This window comes from Rhodococcus sp. FH8 (assembly GCF_019266085.1).
GTDB lineage: Bacteria > Actinomycetota > Actinomycetes > Mycobacteriales > Mycobacteriaceae > Rhodococcus_F > Rhodococcus_F qingshengii.
The window spans coordinates 921,127-936,472 of the sequence record NZ_LPNQ01000057.1 but is presented as its reverse complement, the minus strand read 5'-3'; the positions used below and the strand labels follow the sequence as shown (position 1 = coordinate 936,472).

Sequence of the window (15,346 nt, the reverse complement as noted above, 5' to 3'; positions counted from 1 at the left end):
GCGGTCTACTGGTACAGGCGCAGGGCCGAACCGATGAAATTGCGGCCGAATGCAAGACCCGCATTGTTGAAGTAGAGAGTCGTGATCTTGTCGGCAAAAGGTACCGCCGAGTTTGCTTTGATGATCTCGGACTCAGCGTCTGCCCAAGCGGCACAAGCGTCCTCGCCCGTCAGCCCGGAAGCCTTGGTGACGGCTGCGTCGTAGGCCGGGTTGGAGATCGACGCAAAGTTCATTCCCGCAGCGGGCACCGGACCGGAGAGGAAGGGGACCAGCATGCTGGGCAGCGCGACGTTGATCGGCTCCCACGCGACATCCCACGCCGTGTTGTCCTTGCCGCTGAGTGCGACATCGAGAATCTTGTTCGAGTCTCCACTGGTGAGTTCAACGGTGGCGCCCAGGTCGTTCCACGCGTTGACTGCGACGTCGGCGGCAGCATCGGTCGCGTCGCCGAACGTCTCGTAGACCATCCGAATTCGGAGCGGTGTGCCGTCCTTGCTGCGTTTACCGTCCGCGCCGACCTTCCAGCCCGCAGACTCGAGAGTTGCTGCGGCCGCACTGGTATCGAAGTCCGGTAGGTTTCCGGCGACAGAGTCGTAGATGCAGGCCCGCGGTTCGATGGACACCATCGTGGTCGATCGGGTTCCGCGGCCGGCGGTGAAGATCTCGGCGAGGTCGTCGAGATTGAGAGCCTGGACCAGCGCCTTGCGTACGGCAGGATCGCTCGTCGGATTGCCGGGACTGTGGTTGAAGAACATCTCGCCCGCTGGAGCAGGCTGCTTGACGGTATCCAAGTTCGCGGCGTTCATGCGGTCCTGATCGGGGCCGGAGACGGCAGCGGCATTCAGATCACCGGACAACACCTGGTTGGCCGCTGTGCTGTTGTTCGTGATGATGGATGCGACGACATTCTTGGGTACACCGGCAGTGTCGGAGGTAGTGCCGTCCGGTCCCCAGTTGTATCCGTCGCGCCGAACGTAGGAGTAATGATCGTTGGCGACTGCCTCGGTCATCTGGAACATGCCCGACCCGAAGGTCGTCTTGTTTGCCGCCGTCGGATCCTTCAACCCGGCCTCGCACATGATCGGTATTCGCGCGAGGTTGAGAAGCAGGAACGGAGAGGGTTCCGGAGTTGTGACCGTTACGGTCCGGGTCGCCGGGTCGGCGGTGGCAGTTGCAGTTGCCGGTGCGTACACCCCGCGGAGAGCGGATTTGTTTGCTGCGTTGGTGATGAAATTGACGTTGTCGGCGACGGTCTGGGCAGTCAGAGCGGATCCGTCGTTACAGGTGACGCCGTCTCGAATGGTGAAGGACGCGGAAGTGGTTGTCTCTTCCCATTTCTCGGCGAGCCACGGCTTGGTTACGCCGGTATCGGGATCCGGATGGAGCAGATAGTCGTAGCTCAGACGCGCGAGTTGGTGCGCCGGCGAAGCGGCGGTCATCAGCGGATTCAGAGCGCCGGGGTCGGCCACGAGAGCCAATTTGAAGGTGCCGTCCGTGACGGGTTCACCCCCACCCGAACCCGATGAGCCACCCGTTGAGCACGCGGTCAGGGCAAGAACGGTGCCAGTTGCCGCAGCCAGTAGTGCGTAGGACCGTTGTTTCATGGTGCCTCCGGAAGGTGTGGTCCCGCCCGAGTGACGCGAGGTCTGTCGGGGCAGGAGCAAAAGACGATTGCTTGAATCTTCACCCAACAAAAGAACGAGAACATCGTCCGGATTTACGAATGTTTCGTGAGACTTGGTAGATCGCTACAACATTGTCGGATGGAAGAGACGAAGCTGGAGCATCAGGCTGAATCGAGTTTCCGGATCATCGAGATCGATGCCGGCAATCCCGGCAAGCTTCTTGAGGCGGTACCGGAACGTGTTGACGTGGATGTGAACCAAGGACGCAGCAGCCGGAATGTCGCCGAACGTGTCGAGCCAGGCGCGGAGCGTGTCGACAAGGTTGATGTCGTGACTGCGGTCGTACTCACGCAGTACCGCGAGCGGACCCGATGCGGTCTCGTTCTCGTCCGCCAGGGCGTCGGAGAGGCGCAGAAGTAGGGAATTGATCTGCACGTCGTCGGCGCGCGCGACGGTCCGGCCCGAAGAATTCCACGTCGACCTCAGAACGCGAAGCGCTCGGTCGGCTTCGTCGCGTGACTTCTCCAGCGTCATCACGTCGGCCACTGTCGCACCGATTCCGATGACCACCGACTTTTCCGAACGGGAACGGTCTGCAAACTCCGACGCGATCCGACGCACGTAGTCGTCGTCGGTCTGATGCCGGGTGTGTGGGATGACGGCGTAGACGGTGCCGCCGATCGCTGCCGCCACCGACAGCGGAAATACTTGGTCGAGATAGGTATTGAGTGTCAGGGCCAGTTGATCGACATCGGCTTCGGCCTCCAACGATGCACCGGCGCCGCTACGGAAGCCGGCCGCAAGTACGTTTGCCTTCGAGCGGCCGTAGCCCAGTCGCTCGGCCGCTTCCTTGGCTGAAGTGCCGCCACTCAGTAACGTGATCACCTCGCCCAACCTCAGCCGTCGTGCGGAATCGGCTGCCAGCTTGGCGCGAAGTAAACTCATCGCGGCCACGCCCGCCGCCTCGACGAGCGTTTTGACCTGCAATTCGTCCGGCTCCTCGTCCAAGATCACCCAGATCGAACCGAGGATCTGCGATGCCGCATGTATTCGCATGCCGACGCGGGGCCTGATGCCCGGCCCGATACCCGGTAGAAATACCGGCAGGGTAGAGCCGTAGATCTTGTTGAAATACCCCATTGACCTGAGCCGATCGGAATAGTGCTGCGGCACTTGATGTCCGAGGACACTCTGCTTACGTGCCTCGTCGCCGAAGGCTTGATCCGCCGAGAACGCGAGGATCCGGCTCGACTGATTCTCGATGGTGACCGGGCCGTTCAATACCTGAGCGATCGAGTTGGCAAGATCGAACAGGTCGGCGTCGGCGGCCGACGTGCGGTCCCCGTTGTTGCCGGATTCGAGGATCTCGTTGATCAACGACGCGCTTTGCAGCCAGCTTGCATCCTTGACCATTCCGAGGAGTGCGACGTCGGTGTCGGCCACCGCCTTCTCGACGAGGCCGTCGAAGTCCAGGGGCTCTTTGACGATCAGCGCTACCGCACCTGCCGAGCCGTATTCTCTTACCGCCGTTGCGATATCGGCCGAACCTGCGAGACCTGCGCCGAGTACGACGGCGCCCGCACTGTCCTGGGTAGCTTCGGACCCTTCGTGCAGGGTCACGCGGCTGACAGTGCGGGCGCCGTCGACGGTGTCGCCACCGCTGAGGAACGTCATTCCCAGTCTGTCGACGATGTCGACGATCGATACTCCCGTAGGTGTGGTCACCACCACACCTTAGGGGGAGCGGGGTCGATCAGTTGTCTGGTTGCTCTGCTCATTTGCTGGGCTGCTCCGCCACGGCCTTCTCGACGAACCGGCGGGTCTGATCGAACGCCGCGGGCACCTGGACGGAATCGGTCATGTCACTGATCTCGGACCACCGTTCGGCGACGACCTCGGGGGAGAGTGCGCTTTCGGGGATGTAGACGCCCTGCGACTCCTCCATGCGAGCGATCGCGAAGACGCCGGCGCCGGCGCTGAGGATGGTCTTCGTCGGTGCGTCATCGGAGACCATGAAGAGTGCGCCGGGTGAAATCGATTCGGGTGCAAGCAGAGCGAGAGTCTTCTCGTCGAGGAGGTCTTCGGTCATGCGGGTCGCGGCGGTCGGGGCCAGCGAGTTGACGCGGATGCCCTTGCGTTCGCCCTCGATGGCGAGAACGTTCATCAGGCCGACGACGCCGGACTTCGCGGCGCCGTAGTTCGCCTGGCCGAAGTTGCCGTAAATTCCCGATGCCGACGTAGTCATGAGGATGCGTCCGTAGTTCTGTTCGACCATGTGCGGCCAGACTGCCTTGGAACAGATGACGGAACCCATCAGATGCACGTCGATGACTTTGCGGAAGTCGTCGAGCTCGGCCTTGATGAACGACTTGTCGCGCAGGATTCCGGCGTTGTTGATCAGGATGTCCACGCGGCCCCACTTGTCCACGGCCGTCGCGACCATGGCGGCAACGGCGTCGACGTCGGTGATGTCGCAGTGGTCCGCGATGGCCTCGCCGCCCAGCTCGACGATTTCCGCCACTACTTTGGCTGCTGCGGTATCAGCGCCGCCACTGCCGTTGACCGAGCCACCCATGTCGTTGACGACGACGCGTGCGCCGCGTGCGGCGAGGGCCAATGCGTGTGAACGGCCGAGTCCGCCGCCTGCGCCCGTGATGATCGCTACCTTGCCGGAAAAATCCAACGACATTGGAAAACCTCTCTGATCTGGGATACTACTCAGTATTACTATGCGATGGCGTGGAAACAGTCAAGGGCCGGCAGGCAGTGTGAATGGGAGTGGAAGTCGAATGAGTAGTGATCTTCCGGACGTGCGATCCGCGATCATCACCAGCGCCGCCGACGCCTTTGCCGAAGACGGTTACGCGGCCACGACTGTAGATTTACTGGCCGATCGAATCGGCGCCACCAAAGGTCTTGTCTACTACCACTTTCGTTCCAAGTTCGACATCTACCTGGCAATATACGAGCGCGGGATGAGCCTGCTCCGCGCTGAGGTCGAGTCTCGGATGGGCGGGGCAGAAAGCGGCCTCGCGCGTCTCGAAGCGATGTCGCACGCCCACCTGGTCAATCTCATGACACATCTCGGGTACCACCACACAATCCACCAAGGCGTCCGGGGCCAGATGAACTCCGCGCTCAAACCGAGACAACAGCAAGTCCTCGTGGAACTGAATTCGCTGCGACTCGATTACGAGAATCTGTTCGTCGACGTGATGACCGAAGGTGTCGCGGATGGTTCCATTCGTGCGGGCTCACCTCGAATGGCGGCAAAAGTCCTCCTCAGCAGTCTCAACGGCATCGACCTCTGGTACCGAAGGCGTGAAGGGCAGACGTTGGCGGAGACGGAGTCGTTGGCGGACCAGATCGTCGAACTGTTGATCGGCGGATTGCGCGCTGCGAACTGACTGAAAGCTGCATTCGTCGAGCGGGTTTTCTCCGACCGGTTCGTGCTGTCCTGCGGCTTGTCGTTCGGTTTGTCGTGCTCTGACAGTCGGGGTAGCATGTTGGCGTCGTGCGCGGACTTGCGTAGGAATTCAGGGAAGAGGAGGTGTGGCTGTAATGCGTGGCCAACCTCCGAGTACCAACTGAAGCTGTAGCCGCCCGGGTTGATCCGGTATTTTGCTGCAGCTTCATCGTGTGTTCATCGGCTTCGGCTTTGCTGTGAAGCAAGCGTCGTCGTTCACTCTTCCCTCGAAAGCTGTTCAGCATGCGCGAATTTCGTCGTTCACGTTCGGTACTGCCACGTCGTTCCGCGGGGCTCGGTGACTCACATCCCGGACACTCGCGTGCCGCACGCACCGTCGTCAAGGCTGCCCCGCCCGAGGCGGTGGCGCCCGTCGAATCGACCGTCGTCAACAGCGGCGTGTACCGCGACGGCGAGCGGATAGCGTCACCGTCCACGCTGGCGGAAGCACTGTCATGCCTTCCGGATTCGCAGTCGATGGCGTGGATCGGCATGTACCGGCCCGACGACGCCCAGTTGTATGCCGCTGCACAACATTTCGACCTCCACGAACTGGCGGTCGAGGATGCGATCGTCGCGCACCAGCGCCCCAAGCTCGAGCGCTACGGCAAGACACTGTTCGTGGTCCTGCGTGCTGCGCGGTACCGCGACGAGACCGAGCGGGTCGAATTCGGCGAGTTGCACATCTTCTGTGGTCCGAACTTCATTCTGACCGTCCGTCACAGTGAATCGCCGGATCTGTCGGCGGTGCGGACTCGCATGGAGAACGATCCTGACCTGTTGCGGTTGGGTACCGAGGCCGTTCTCTATGCCATTCTCGACGCAGTCGTCGACGGGTACGCCCCGGTGGTGGCCGGCCTGCAGAACGACATCGACGAGATCGAAACCGAAGTGTTCAGTGGCGATCCCGGAGTTTCGCGTCGCATCTACGAACTGACCCGTGAGGTGATCGAATTCCAGCGGGCGACGCGTCCGCTGCTGGGAATGCTGCGTGGGTTGTCGGCAGGGTTCGACAAGTACCACACGGACGAGGAACTCCAGCGATACCTGCGCGACGTCACCGACCATGCGACGACTGTGGTGGAGCGGGCCGACGGCTTTCGTCAGTTGCTCGGAAACATCCTCACGGTGAACGCAACTCTGGTGTCGCAGAACCAGAACGAGGAGATGCGCAATCTGACGCAGGCGAGCTACGCGCAGAACGAGGAGATCAAGAAGGTCTCGGCGTGGGCGGCAATTCTCTTCGCGCCGACGCTCATCGGAACCGTGTACGGGATGAACTTCGACGACATGCCGGAACTGCACTGGCACTTGGGCTATCCGTTTGCGCTCTCGATGATGTTCCTGACCTGTGGAAGTCTCTACACGATCTTCAAGCGTCGGGGCTGGCTGTAGAAAGTGCCGGCTGTAGAAAGCGCTGTGCGCCTTGCCAACCGAGATCGGTTGGCAAGGCGCACAGGTGTTTTTCGGGAGGGCGCTCGAATCAGAGCGTTGCGACGCAGACCGTGAACTTACGTTCCGGGTGCTCGAATCCCGAGTCTGCCCCCGAACCGCATTCGTCGATCGACGTTGAGTTCTGCAGAATTTCGACGACCTCGACGACGTTGGTGCCGCTGGTATCCGAGCATTCGATGCGGGCGGGCTCGTCCATTCCGCTGCCGAGATCCATGCATCCGCCGACTACCCAGTCGACGTCGAGACAGACAGCGCCCTGCTCGTCACCCGCGAGGGTCTCGTAGTAGTACGAGTCGACGTCGGAGGCACACAGATCAGAGGTGGGAACCTTGGCGACCACCTTGTAGTTGGAATCCTTGCTACCGCAGTCCGCGTTGTCGATTTCTGCGGCCGTCGTGGTGCCTCCGAGCTTGACGCAATCACCGATCGACACGTCGATGTCGACGTCGCCGCCGTCGTCCGAGCCTTCCTGGCCGGTGATCTTCGAGGTGGTCGGGGCCGCGGAGGTAGTGGTCGAATCGGCAACCGAGGAAGATGATTCCGCAATGGCTTTCGGCTCGATGTCGGAACCGCAACCGACGGTGAAGGCGGCGATTGCAGAAGTTGCGATCACCGCAGTGCAAAGTCGCCGGACGATTCCGGACATAAGGACCCCTTTGTTGATTCTTGGATAATTCTGTTGGTTCGTGGATTGTTCGGGACCTATTCCAATACATCGGTAGTCGAATTGCCAACCGGACTGTCAGTATGGGTAGGTGGAGCTACCCCTGATGCCGCCGCTTGCCCCGATGCTCGCGAAGGCTGCGGCCACTGTGCCGCCTCAGCCCGAGTCCGGTGACCCGACGTGGTCGTACGAGCCGAAATGGGACGGATTTCGAGCAATCATCTTTCGTGACGGTGACGAAGTGGTGCTCGGATCGCGAGGAGGAAAGGACCTGGCGCGGTACTTTCCCGAAGCGGTGGAAGCCGTCAAGTCTGAATTGCCCGAAAAATGTGTGGTGGACGGAGAACTGGTGGTTCCCCGTGAGATCGACGGTGTGACGCGCCTGAGTTGGGAAGCGCTCTCCGAGCGGATTCACCCCGCCGCGAGCCGCGTCGCATTGTTGTCGGAAGAGACGCCCGCGCAATTTGTCGGGTTCGATTTACTGGCGCTCGGGGATCGCGACGTCTCGATCGAGGACTTCGGGGTTCGACGTGCGTTGCTCCTCGATTGCGTCGGTGGCGGGCCGAGTTGCCACGTCACGGCAGCGACGGCCGACAGCGCCGAAGCAATGGCCTGGTTCGAAACCTTCGAAGGCGCGGGTCTCGACGGGGTTGTCGCCAAGAAGCTGGCGGGACCGTACCTGCCGAACAAGCGCGAGATGATCAAGGTGAAACACGCCAGGACCGCGGATGTCGTACTGCTGGGCTACCGTCCCCACAAGAGTCAGCCAGGTATCGGTTCGATGCTTCTTGGTCTGTACGACGGTTCCGAATTGAAGATGGTCGGTGGCGCTTCTGCTTTCACCGCGGCGCGGCGGATCGAGTTGTTGGCCGAACTCGAACCTTTGCGCCTCGGGGACGACGTTGTAGCCGAGGGAGAGGCCAGCCGGTGGAGATCGGCCGCAGACCGCTCCTGGATTCCGCTTCGTCCTGAGAGAGTGCTCGAAGTGGCGTACGACCAGATGGAAGGGGAACGCTTTCGGCACGCTGCACGATTCCTGCGCTGGCGTCCGGACAGGGTGCCCGACGAATGCACATTCGATCAGTTGGAGGTTCCGGTGCGATACGACTTCGCGGATGTTCTTGCAGGCGGTAAGTGATGGCGAGCCCGGCAGAGGAACTGGACGTCGACGGGATCGCGGTCCGATTGTCGAGCCCGGACAAGATCTACTATCCGCAGTTGGGTGAGGACGGCGGAACCAAACGGCATCTTGTCGAGTACTACCGAACGGTGGCGCTGCAGGGTGCAGCGTTGCGGGCGCTCCAAGATCGGCCCACGCATCTTCAGCGATTCCCCGACGGCATCGAGGGCGAAGAGGTTTACCAGAAGCGGCTGCCGGCAAAACGGCCCGAGCACGTCGAATCCTGCGAGGTCACGTTCCCGTCGGGTCGCAAGGCCGACGTCCTTCGAGTGCGAAGTGCTGCGAACATCGTGTGGGCCGCCAATCTCGGGACTGTCGTGTTTCATCCCTGGGCCGTGCGGTGCCCGGACACCGACCACCCGGACGAACTGCGCATCGATCTCGATCCGCAACCGGGGACCGGGTTCGACGAGGCCGTTGCCATCGCGGACGAGGTCCTTCGCCCTCTGCTCGCCGAGTTGGGATTGGAAGGATTTCCCAAGACGTCCGGTGGCCGAGGCCTTCACGTCTACATCCCGCTCGAGGCGCGCTGGGATTTCGTCGAGGTCCGTCACGCGGGTATCGCCCTTGCTCGTGAAGTCGAGCGTCGTAGTGCCGATCGCGCCACAACCGCGTGGTGGAAGGAAGAGCGGGGTGAACGGATCTTCATCGACTTCAATCAGAATGCCCGTGACCGGACGATCGCGGCGGCGTATTCCGCTCGTAAGACGCCGATCGCAACTGTGTCGACGCCGGTGACCTGGGACGAACTGCGCGACGTGCATCCAGACGACTGCACCATCGCCACGGTTCCCGGCTTGCTCGCCGATCGTGGTGATCCGATGGAAGCCATGCACGACAAGGCCTTTGCCCTCGATGTTCTGTTGGAGATGTGGGAGAAGGATCTGGCGGCAGGACTGGGCGATCTGCCGTACCCGCCGAACTATCCCAAAATGCCCGGTGAACCCAAACGTGTTCAACCGAGCAAGGACCGCGATCGGAAGAACAAAGACGGGTAGCGTCAGAGGCGGACATATCGGGTAATTCGATCAGACGTCGAATGTACGGTCACGTCGAATGCACTGTGGGGGTTGGATATGGATCGCCGGAAAATGCGAGCAGCAAGCTTAGCGGCGGGCGGTGTGATTCTTGCCGCCTTCGGATTGTCACTCGGTAGCGGAACAGCGTCGGCCGCGACGTTGGATTGTTCGGCGCGCGGGCAAGATCAGACGATCGTCGACGGGTCATCCGCATGCCGAGCGGTGGCAGATCCCTCCAGTTACGCGATTTCACACGTCGAGGGCGACGGTGTCGGCGTCGCGGATTCTCGAGACGGTGGCAGGTCGGCAGGCGTCGGACTCTTCGGCGGCGTTGCTGCGGCGGAGTCGCGCGGTGGGTTACTTGCCGCCGTTGCGTACGGCCCGGGTTCGCTCGCACTCGGTCGCACCGACTCCTCACCCTTTGCCGTGGTGCTCAGCGGACCTGGCGGCAGAGCGGCAGTGGGTGACGCGGACGTCGGGGCGATCTGCTCAGGTGGTCCCACCCTTGTTTTCAATATCGCCACAGGTCAGGGATGTTTCAGCGACGGCACTTCGACGTGGGTCACCCCGTGAGGGCACCCCGGCCCTGAGCCTCTTGCGTGACAGTGGTCACAATGGTGTCAAGCTCCTGCCACCGATCGGGTGACCGGGCAACTTGATCAGCGGGGATCGGAGGACGCGATGACTCCCAGTGCACGACGGGGTTCACTCGCCCGGGTGGAGGTGCCTTCGCGCACCGAGCTGTACGTGGACCGGCGATTCCTTCCCTTGGCCGACCGCTTCTTCGCGATGTATCGCCAACCGCAACAAGGCGGCGGCGCGCTGGTCGTGTACCTGGGCGGCGAGAAAGTGCTCGACATCTGGGCCGGCAATGCCGATCGTGATCGGCGCTGGGACCACGACACGGTGTCGCTGTCGTTCTCGACCGGCAAAGGCGTCGCCAGCACCGTCGTTCACCGACTCGCCGAACGTGGGTTGATCGACTACGACGCCCCGGTTGCTCGGTACTGGCCTGAATTCGCGGCGGCCGGCAAGGACAAGATCACCGTCCGCGAACTGATGTCACATCGCGCGGGCCTTCACCGAGTTCGCGGCTTGATGCCGCATCCTCTCGACCTGATGGACTACGACGCGGTCGTTGCCGCCCTGGCTGCCGAGAAACCGGATCCGCGTCGGCTTCGAGGCCCCGGCTATCACGCTGTGACCTACGGCTGGTTGGTAGCCGAACTTGTGGCCAGGGTGTCCGGTCAGCCGTTCATCGACGTCGTACAAGCGGAGATAGCGAAGCCCCTCGGAGTCGACGAATTCTGGTACCGCGTACCCGAAACCGAACGTCCACGGATCGCGAAGCTGTTCCCACATATCAACCCTGCCGGCTTGAACTGGGCCTTCGCGTCGACCGTGCTCTCACACGTCGGTCCGACTCGCGGACTCGCCGAGGCCGCGATGCCGGACGGTTTCGACGTCATGGTGCGCAACCCGGCTGTCCACGACGCTGTCATGCCGGGCTGGAACGGAGTGTTCAGCGCGCGTGCTCTCGCGAAGATGTACGGCGCCATCGCGAACGGCGGCGTGATCGACGGGAAGCGGTTCCTGAAGGAGTCGACCATCGACCAGATGTCGACCATCCAGACTCGCGATCGGGATTACGTGCTGGCGGTGCGGCCCAACTGGACTCTCGGTTACCACCCGCCGATCATTGCCGCGCGGCGGCAGCCGCGGAATGCGATAGGCCACTACGGAGTCGGCGGTTCAGGCGCGTATGCGGACCTGTCCAGCGGACTCTCGCTCGGTTTCACCACCAACAGGTTGGGTAGTGCTGTGACAGCTCTCGGTGATCTTCGCCTTGCGAGGCTCGGCGCCGAGGCGCAGGAGTTGGTTCGTCGAATCTGACACGAAGGGAATGCCATGAGCAGCAACGTGTACCGGGTGACCGAGATCGTCGGCTCGTCCACCGAGAGCAGTGACGCGGCAATTCGCACCGCCATCGCCCGGGCGAACGAGACGGTGCGCAACCTCGAATGGTTCGAGGTGGTGGAAACTCGCGGTCACATCGAGAACGGCGCCGTGGCGCATTTCCAGGTCACGTTGAAGGTCGGCTTCCGGCTCGACGGCGACGAATCTTGAGTCGTCGTTCATGAGTGTTGATCTCAGGGCGGCCGTCGGGTTCATGGCGGGACATGCCAGAACTCTCGATCGGCATCGACTGAATTTGATTCTCGGGCAGGGTGACCGGACCGCGGCATTGGCGGCTGTGGACAGTTATCGCAACCCGGACGGTGGGTACGGCTGGGGACTCGAACCGGATCTTCGCTCGGCATCGAGCCAACCTGGCGGCGCGCTGCACGCCTTCGAAGCCTTTGCCGACATCGGAACGCCGACGCCCAGAGCCGTCGAACTGTGCGACTGGTTGCAGACCAATTCGCTGGCAGACGGCGGTTTGCCGTTCGCCTTCCCGATCGCCGACCCGGCCGGTTGTGCGCCCTTCTGGGTGGATGCGGATCCGTTGGCGCCGTCGTTGCAGATCACCAGCATCGTGTGTGCTGCAGCGGCTCGCGTTGCCGAATTCGACGAGGCCGTCGCCGAACATCCGTGGTTCGCCTCTGCCGTTCGATATTGCCTCGACGCGATCGACGGGGCGGATTCTCTGCATGCCCTCGAGCTGGCCTTTGCCTTGCAGTTTCTCGACGCGGTTCACCGGAACAGTCCCGAAGCGTCGTCGTTGGTGAGCACTCTTGGTTCGCGTATCCCGGCTGACGGCTTGGTTCACGTGGACGGGGGAGCCGAGGGCGAATTCATGCGGCCCCTCGATTTCTCACCGCTTCCCGGCGGCCCGACCCGCGCGTTGTTCGACGCATCAGTGATCGAGTCCGAACTGTCTGCGCTCGCTGCGCGACAACATGGCGACGGCGGTTGGGCGGTGGATTTCGACAGCTATTCACCCGCCGCGGCGTTGGAATGGCGAGGTCACGCCACCGTGCAGGCGGTGTGGCTGCTGAAGCGCAATGGGGTGATCTGAAAACGATTCTCGCGCCAAATTGGAACACGTTATAGTCTGGGAACCAGTTCGAGCTTCGTGTTTCAGGGATAGGGGAATGTCATGGCGTATGTGATCACGCAGCCGTGCTGCAACGACGCCTCGTGTGTTGACGTGTGTCCGGTCAATTGCATTCACCCGACACCGGACGAAGCTCCGTTCGCGACCACCGAAATGCTCTACATCGATCCCGACACCTGCATCGATTGTGGTGCGTGTGTGGACGAATGCCCGGTCGAGGCGATCTTCCCGGACAACGAACTCGACGAGGACGACGCGCCGTACCTGCAGATGAACGCGTCGTACTTCGAGAAGCATCCGATGGGCCCGGATTGGCCCGAGCCGATCACGATGGCCAAGATCGATCCCGAACTGGGAACGCTGAAAGTGGCGATCGTCGGCTCCGGCCCGGCCGCCTGCTACGCGGCGATGGAACTGACCGGCAAGCCTCGCGTCGAGGTCGACATGTTCGATCGACTTCCCACTCCATACGGTTTGGTGCGCGCCGGCGTGGCGCCAGACCATCCCGGAACCAAGGGGGTCACCGATCAGTTCCGCGCCGTCGTCGCGAAGAAGACTGTGCGCTGCCACTTCAACGTCGAGGTGGGCACCCACATCTCGCATTCGGAACTCTTGGACCATCACCACGCAGTGATCTACGCGGTGGGCGCTGCCGGGGACCGCAAGCTCGAGATCCCGGGCGAGCATCTGCCGGGAAGTCACGCCGCCACCGAGTTCGTCGCCTGGTACAACGGCCACCCGGGATATGCCGATCGGACTTTCGATCTGTCCGGCGAGCGAGCGGTGATCGTCGGAAACGGCAACGTCGCACTCGACGTCGCACGCATCCTGGTGACCGACCCTGACCAGCTTGCGAAGACGGACCTCGCCGAGCACGCATTGGAAGCGCTGCGGAACAGCAAGATTCGTGAGGTGGTCATTCTCGGGCGTCGTGGGCCGGCGCAGGCCGCGTACACCAATCCCGAACTGTTGGCGCTCGGACAGATGGCGAACGTGGACGTAGTCGTCGACCCGATCGAAGCCGAACTCGACGAGGCCAGTCAGGCGTTCGTGGAAAGCGATGCCGCCGAGCCGTCCGTCCTGCTCAAGGTCAAGCAGGCGCAGGAATTTGCTTCGCGTACCGCAGATCCTTCTCGCAAGCGGATCGTTCTCCGGTTCCTCACCTCTCCCGTCGAGATCCTCGGCGACGGTGCAGTCTCGCAGGTGCGGATGGTGAAAAACGAATTGGTGGCAACGCCGACCGGTCAGCTCTCCGCCCGGCCTACCGAGACCGAGGAGACGATCGACACTTCACTGGTGCTTCGGTCGGTCGGATACCGCGGCACACCGATGGCCGACTTGCCCTTCGACGACGCTCGCGGCGTGATCCCCAACGAGAACGGCAGAGTAATCGACACCGAGACCGGAACGCCGATCCCGGGTGTCTACGTCGCGGGTTGGATCAAGCGCGGACCGACGGGCGTGATCGGCACCAACAAGTACTGCTCCGCCGAGACCGTGTCGATGATCTTCGACGACTTCGCTGGTGGGCGCCTCGCCACCCCGACCGAGGATGCCGACAAGTTGCAGGTTTTGTTGGCAGACCGGTCGCCGGATCAGGTGGACTATCAAGGTTGGCAGCGTATCGACAAGGCAGAACGCGCATCCGGTGCCGCAACCGGACGACCGCGAACCAAACTCATCTCGATCGAATCCATGTTGGCCGCTGCCCGCAGCGACGGATAGCAACGTTTGGGCGAACATCCGAATTGCTCGATTGCCGCTTTTGTGTGTTAATGACTATGGAAATGTGCGGTTTGCTCTCTTCGGCGTGCTCGGGTGTGTAGGTGTGCGCCCGGCGGGCGCGTCCGAATGGTGCATCGGCATCGGTGCCAGGCGGGTATCGATGCCGGCCGCGCAAAATCCACGTGAGTACGTGGTCATTCGAGCGAAGGTAGTGACATGGGCAGCAAACAGGGTCGTCGGACGTCACGGGTTGCCGTGGCAATCGTCGGAGCGGTGGCTGCCGGCCTGGCTCTCGCCGGACCTTCCGCGGCCGTTCCTCTCTTCCCCGGTGGACCCGACATTCCGTTGCCCGTCATTCCCGGCGTTCCGTACCTCGATCCGGCGATTCCGGTTCCGGGCATCCCGGGTACACCGATTCAGGCTCCCATCGGCGTCCCCAACTTCTCCGCGCCGTCGCTCAATCCGTCCGCGGGTGAGACAGTCGGCATCGCGCAGCCGATCATCATTCGTTTCAACGAGGCAGTCGGCGACCGTGCTACGGCCGAGCGCGCGATTCGCGTGACCACCGATCCTCCGGTCGAGGGCAGCTTCTACTGGATCAACGACAGCCAGGTCCGTTGGAAGCCGGCACAGTTCTGGCCGGCGAACATCTCCGTGACCGTCGACGCCGGTGATTCGCACTCCACGTTCAACATCGGTGACGCACTCGTCACCGTCGCGGACGACAACACCAAGCAGGTCACCGTCACCCGCAACGGTGAGGTCGTGCGCACCATGCCGACGTCGTTCGGCAAGCCGGGTCACGAAACACCGAACGGCACGTACATCGTCGGCGAGCAGTTGCGCGACATGTACATGGATTCGTCCACGTACGGCGTCCCGATCGATTCTCCCGAGGGTTACCGCACCTACGTCGAGTACGCGACACGAATTTCCTACAGTGGCATCTTCGTCCATGCCGCTCCGTGGTCGGTTGCGCAACAAGGTTTCACCAACGTCAGCCACGGCTGCCTCAATGTCAGCACCGAGGACGCCAAGTGGTTCTTCGAGAACGCAGGCAAGGGTGACCCGGTGATCGTGCAGAACACCGCAGGTGGAGTCCTCAGCGGCGCCGACGGATTGGGCGACTGGAACCGCTAGACATCGACGAGGAA

Annotated in this window: 14 protein-coding genes; 10 read left to right on the top strand and 4 right to left on the bottom strand. The window is 62.3% G+C overall.

Annotation, left to right across the window (positions count from 1 at the left end; genetic code table 11):
- Positions 1 to 5 precede the first annotated feature (5 nt).
- The 3 genes from ATN38_RS07155 to ATN38_RS07145 form a co-directional block, all read right to left on the bottom strand.
- Complete coding sequence (locus ATN38_RS07155) at positions 6 to 1,604, bottom strand: ABC transporter substrate-binding protein (RefSeq protein WP_007731371.1); 1,599 nt, start codon at positions 1,602 to 1,604, stop codon at positions 6 to 8.
- 144 nt (positions 1,605 to 1,748) lie between these two features.
- Positions 1,749 to 3,350 (bottom strand): CdaR family transcriptional regulator, encoded by a 1,602-nt coding sequence (locus ATN38_RS07150; protein WP_218747758.1) that lies wholly within the window; start codon positions 3,348 to 3,350, stop codon positions 1,749 to 1,751.
- A 49-nt stretch (positions 3,351 to 3,399) separates the two neighbouring features.
- A complete protein-coding gene (locus ATN38_RS07145) occupies positions 3,400 to 4,314 on the bottom strand; it encodes an SDR family NAD(P)-dependent oxidoreductase (protein ID WP_218747756.1) in 915 nt (304 codons plus the stop codon).
- Between the two features lie 100 nt (positions 4,315 to 4,414).
- Between ATN38_RS07145 and ATN38_RS07140 the strand changes: the two genes are divergently transcribed.
- Together ATN38_RS07140 and ATN38_RS07135 are read left to right on the top strand one after the other, a co-directional pair.
- Positions 4,415 to 5,032, top strand: a complete 618-nt coding sequence (locus ATN38_RS07140; RefSeq protein WP_007731377.1) for a TetR/AcrR family transcriptional regulator — start codon at positions 4,415 to 4,417, stop codon at positions 5,030 to 5,032.
- Between the two features lie 302 nt (positions 5,033 to 5,334).
- Entirely contained in the window at positions 5,335 to 6,486 is a 1,152-nt protein-coding gene (locus ATN38_RS07135; protein WP_007731382.1) for a magnesium and cobalt transport protein CorA, read from the top strand.
- Between the two features lie 88 nt (positions 6,487 to 6,574).
- Here ATN38_RS07135 and ATN38_RS07130 read toward each other — a convergent pair whose 3' ends face one another.
- Positions 6,575 to 7,192 carry a hypothetical protein gene (locus ATN38_RS07130; RefSeq protein WP_007731384.1) on the bottom strand — a complete coding sequence of 206 codons (618 nt, stop codon included), beginning with the start codon at positions 7,190 to 7,192 and terminating at the stop codon, positions 6,575 to 6,577.
- A 109-nt stretch (positions 7,193 to 7,301) separates the two neighbouring features.
- Here ATN38_RS07130 and ATN38_RS07125 point away from each other — a divergent pair, with 109 nt between their 5' ends.
- From ATN38_RS07125 to ATN38_RS07090, 8 genes are all read left to right on the top strand, one after another.
- Positions 7,302 to 8,348, top strand: a complete 1,047-nt coding sequence (locus tag ATN38_RS07125; protein WP_218747755.1) for an ATP-dependent DNA ligase — start codon at positions 7,302 to 7,304, stop codon at positions 8,346 to 8,348.
- On the top strand, positions 8,348 to 9,388 hold the full coding sequence (ligD, locus tag ATN38_RS07120; protein WP_218747754.1) for a non-homologous end-joining DNA ligase: 1,041 nt from the start codon (positions 8,348 to 8,350) through the stop codon (positions 9,386 to 9,388). Before ATN38_RS07125 ends, ligD begins: the two co-directional genes overlap by 1 nt.
- Positions 9,389 to 9,466: 78 nt before the next feature.
- Positions 9,467 to 9,982 (top strand): DUF6764 family protein, encoded by a 516-nt coding sequence (locus tag ATN38_RS07115; RefSeq protein ID WP_037128623.1) that lies wholly within the window; start codon positions 9,467 to 9,469, stop codon positions 9,980 to 9,982.
- Between the two features lie 108 nt (positions 9,983 to 10,090).
- Entirely contained in the window at positions 10,091 to 11,302 is a 1,212-nt protein-coding gene (locus ATN38_RS07110) for a serine hydrolase domain-containing protein (protein ID WP_003940004.1), read from the top strand.
- Positions 11,303 to 11,317: 15 nt separating this feature from the next.
- Positions 11,318 to 11,536, top strand: a complete 219-nt coding sequence (locus ATN38_RS07105; RefSeq protein WP_003939815.1) for a dodecin — start codon at positions 11,318 to 11,320, stop codon at positions 11,534 to 11,536.
- Positions 11,537 to 11,546: 10 nt separating this feature from the next.
- On the top strand, positions 11,547 to 12,428 hold the full coding sequence (locus ATN38_RS07100; RefSeq protein WP_165638902.1) for a hypothetical protein: 882 nt from the start codon (positions 11,547 to 11,549) through the stop codon (positions 12,426 to 12,428).
- A gap of 81 nt (positions 12,429 to 12,509) precedes the next feature.
- Entirely contained in the window at positions 12,510 to 14,192 is a 1,683-nt protein-coding gene (locus ATN38_RS07095; protein ID WP_218747753.1) for an FAD-dependent oxidoreductase, read from the top strand.
- Between the two features lie 216 nt (positions 14,193 to 14,408).
- The gene (locus ATN38_RS07090; protein WP_166502624.1) at positions 14,409 to 15,332 is read left to right on the top strand and encodes an Ig-like domain-containing protein; all 924 of its coding nucleotides are present in this window, start codon (positions 14,409 to 14,411) and stop codon (positions 15,330 to 15,332) included.
- The last annotated feature ends 14 nt before the right edge of the window (positions 15,333 to 15,346 follow it).

Coding starts and splice junctions, on each gene's coding strand:
- ATN38_RS07100 (WP_165638902.1), top strand. CDS start 11,547: ATGAGTGTTGATCTCAGGGCGGCCGTCGGGTTCATGGCGGGACATGCC.
- ligD (WP_218747754.1), top strand. CDS start 8,348: ATGGCGAGCCCGGCAGAGGAACTGGACGTCGACGGGATCGCGGTCCGA.
- ATN38_RS07090 (WP_166502624.1), top strand. CDS start 14,409: ATGGGCAGCAAACAGGGTCGTCGGACGTCACGGGTTGCCGTGGCAATC.
- ATN38_RS07135 (WP_007731382.1), top strand. CDS start 5,335: ATGCGCGAATTTCGTCGTTCACGTTCGGTACTGCCACGTCGTTCCGCG.
- ATN38_RS07115 (WP_037128623.1), top strand. CDS start 9,467: ATGGATCGCCGGAAAATGCGAGCAGCAAGCTTAGCGGCGGGCGGTGTG.
- ATN38_RS07155 (WP_007731371.1), bottom strand. CDS start 1,604: ATGAAACAACGGTCCTACGCACTACTGGCTGCGGCAACTGGCACCGTT.
- ATN38_RS07140 (WP_007731377.1), top strand. CDS start 4,415: ATGAGTAGTGATCTTCCGGACGTGCGATCCGCGATCATCACCAGCGCC.
- ATN38_RS07105 (WP_003939815.1), top strand. CDS start 11,318: ATGAGCAGCAACGTGTACCGGGTGACCGAGATCGTCGGCTCGTCCACC.
- ATN38_RS07145 (WP_218747756.1), bottom strand. CDS start 4,314: ATGTCGTTGGATTTTTCCGGCAAGGTAGCGATCATCACGGGCGCAGGC.
- ATN38_RS07095 (WP_218747753.1), top strand. CDS start 12,510: ATGGCGTATGTGATCACGCAGCCGTGCTGCAACGACGCCTCGTGTGTT.
- ATN38_RS07110 (WP_003940004.1), top strand. CDS start 10,091: ATGACTCCCAGTGCACGACGGGGTTCACTCGCCCGGGTGGAGGTGCCT.
- ATN38_RS07130 (WP_007731384.1), bottom strand. CDS start 7,192: ATGTCCGGAATCGTCCGGCGACTTTGCACTGCGGTGATCGCAACTTCT.